Annotated in this window: 3 protein-coding genes; all 3 read left to right on the top strand. The window is 65.9% G+C overall.

Going from position 1 to position 2,223, the window contains the following annotated elements:
• Positions 1 to 64 precede the first annotated feature (64 nt).
• Positions 65 to 406 (top strand): HU family DNA-binding protein, encoded by a 342-nt coding sequence (locus D3872_RS23860; RefSeq protein WP_220476999.1) that lies wholly within the window; start codon positions 65 to 67, stop codon positions 404 to 406.
• A gap of 115 nt (positions 407 to 521) precedes the next feature.
• Positions 522 to 1,169 (top strand): LysE family transporter, encoded by a 648-nt coding sequence (locus tag D3872_RS23855; protein WP_119813099.1) that lies wholly within the window; start codon positions 522 to 524, stop codon positions 1,167 to 1,169.
• 110 nt (positions 1,170 to 1,279) lie between these two features.
• Positions 1,280 to 2,223 (top strand): DUF6600 domain-containing protein (locus tag D3872_RS23850; protein WP_182915921.1); only part of this gene is annotated, 944 nt, incomplete at its 3' end.

The following is a 2,223-nucleotide window of genomic DNA, read 5'->3' as shown; positions in this document are numbered from 1 at the left end:
GGGGGCCGATCCGTAGCAGGCCAGTCACAGCAGGGCTTACTTTTGCATCGCCGCCTTAGAATTTATTACACAGAGCAATAATTATGCTAATCTTCCCGCTCTTTTAACCCCGGAGGATAGTATGAAAAAAGGCGAACTGATTGCGGAATTTGCTAAGCGCACGGAGATGTCCGGTGCCGCTGCGAACGGTGCGGTCAACACGATCATCGACATCATCACCGAGCGCCTGAAGAAGGGCGACACGGTAGGCATCACCGGTTTCGGCACGTTCTCCGTCGCCAAGCGCGCTGCACGCAAGGGCCGCAACCCATCGACCGGCGAAGCGATCAAGATCGCTGCATCGAAGACCCCGAAGTTCTCGGCTGGCGCGACCCTGAAGGCCGCTGTCAACCCAAAGAAAAAGTAAGACTCACCTCGCGTGCCCGCAGCGGCGGCGCCGGCAGATAGCCGGGCCTCCGCGGCGCGGCGGCGCCGCCTTTGCCGTTTTCCCTCGCTGTCTCCCCTTCGCGCACATTCCCGCCATGAGCTTTGCCACCTGGATCGCCTTTGTCTTTGCCGCTTCGATCATCGCGGTATCGCCCGGCTCCGGCGCGGTGCTGGCCATGTCGCACGGCCTGTCCTACGGCGTGAAGAAAGCCGCCGGCACGGTGCTCGGCCTCCAGCTTGGCCTGCTGCTGGTGCTGGCGATCGCCGGCGCCGGTGTCGGTTCGCTGCTGCTGGCCTCCGAACTGGCCTTCAACATCGTCAAGACGGTCGGCGCGCTGTACCTGATCTACCTCGGCCTGTCGCAATGGTTCTCGCGCGTCGAGATCGCGGCGCCCGGCGCCGAAGCCGTGGTGCGCCAGGCCGCGCCGCCGCTGCGCAAGCGCGTGCTGACCGGCGTCCTGACCAACGCGACCAACCCAAAAGGGATCATCTTCATGGTCGCCGTGCTCCCGCAGTTCATCGCGAAGGACGCGCCGCTGCTGCCGCAGCTCGGCATCCTGGCGGTGACCATGGTCGTCATCGATATGATCGTCATGAACGGCTACGCCTTCCTGGCGTCGTCGATGCAGCGCTTCTTTCGCGATGCGCGCGCCGTCAAAAAGCAGAACCGCTTCTTCGGCGGGGTGCTGGTGCTGGTCGGCGCCGCGCTGTTCTTCGTCAAGCGCGGCGCCGCCGTGGCTTAGTTTCCGCTTTCCCCTCCTTTGCAACGGTTTGTAACCATTGTGCTCCCTAGTGGGACTTGCCGCGTTCTACACTTGGCAGATGCCCTAACCCGAAATTCGTGGAGTCCACCATGCGTAGTCCCCTATTGCGAACCGCAGCGCTGCTGGCGCTAATGACCTGGTCGTCCGTGACGCTGGCGGACACGCCGGCGCGGGTTGGCCGCGTCTCCCTGGTCCAGGGCCCGGTCACGATCGACAGCGAAGACAGCGACGGCCCCGCGGACGCGCTGGTCAACTGGCCGGTCACCAGCGAAAACATCATCACCACCGAGCGCAACGCGCGCACCGAAATCCGCATCGGCTCGACCGCGGTGCGGCTCGACGGCGACTCCTCGCTCGAAGTGGTCGAGCTGGACGACAATACCCTTCATCTGCAGCTGCATCACGGCAGCGCCAATATCCGCATCCGCAATCCGGAGGTGCTGGACGGCTTCTCGCTCGAAACGCCGCAGGGACGCGTGCGCATGCGCGAGGCCGGCAGCTTCCGCGTCGATACCGGTCGCGACCAGGACATCACCGTGGTCGACGTCTTCGAAGGCACCGCGCTGGTGGACGGCGGCGGCTCGTCGCTGTCGGTGCGCGCCGGCCGCCGCGTCGAGATCGACCGCGGCGACCTGGTCACCGCGCTGGCGGTACGCACCGGTTTCGACGACTGGTCGCGCATGCGCGACATGCAGGACGAGCGCGTGGTCTCCTACCGCTACGTCACGCGTGAAATGACCGGCTACGAAGACCTCGACCGCTACGGCAGCTGGAGCGACAGCTCCGAATACGGCCCGCTGTGGCGCCCGCGCGCCCTGCCGACCGGCTGGGCGCCCTACCGCGACGGCCGCTGGACCTGGGTCGCGCCATGGGGCTGGACTTGGGTCGACAACGCGCCATGGGGCTACGCGCCCTTCCACTACGGCCGCTGGGTGATGGTCAACCAGCGCTGGTGCTGGGCGCCAGGCCGCAACATCGGCCGGCCGGTATGGGCGCCCGCGCTGGTAGGCTGGGTGGGTGGCGGTGGCTGGAG

The sequence above is a fragment of the Massilia cavernae genome (assembly GCF_003590855.1).
In the GTDB taxonomy this organism is placed as follows: domain Bacteria; phylum Pseudomonadota; class Gammaproteobacteria; order Burkholderiales; family Burkholderiaceae_D; genus Telluria_A; species Telluria_A cavernae.
The sequence above is the reverse complement of the archived record's forward strand: the minus strand, read 5'-3'. Positions and strand labels throughout refer to the sequence as shown.

Coding starts and splice junctions, on each gene's coding strand:
- D3872_RS23855 (WP_119813099.1), top strand. CDS start 522: ATGAGCTTTGCCACCTGGATCGCCTTTGTCTTTGCCGCTTCGATCATC.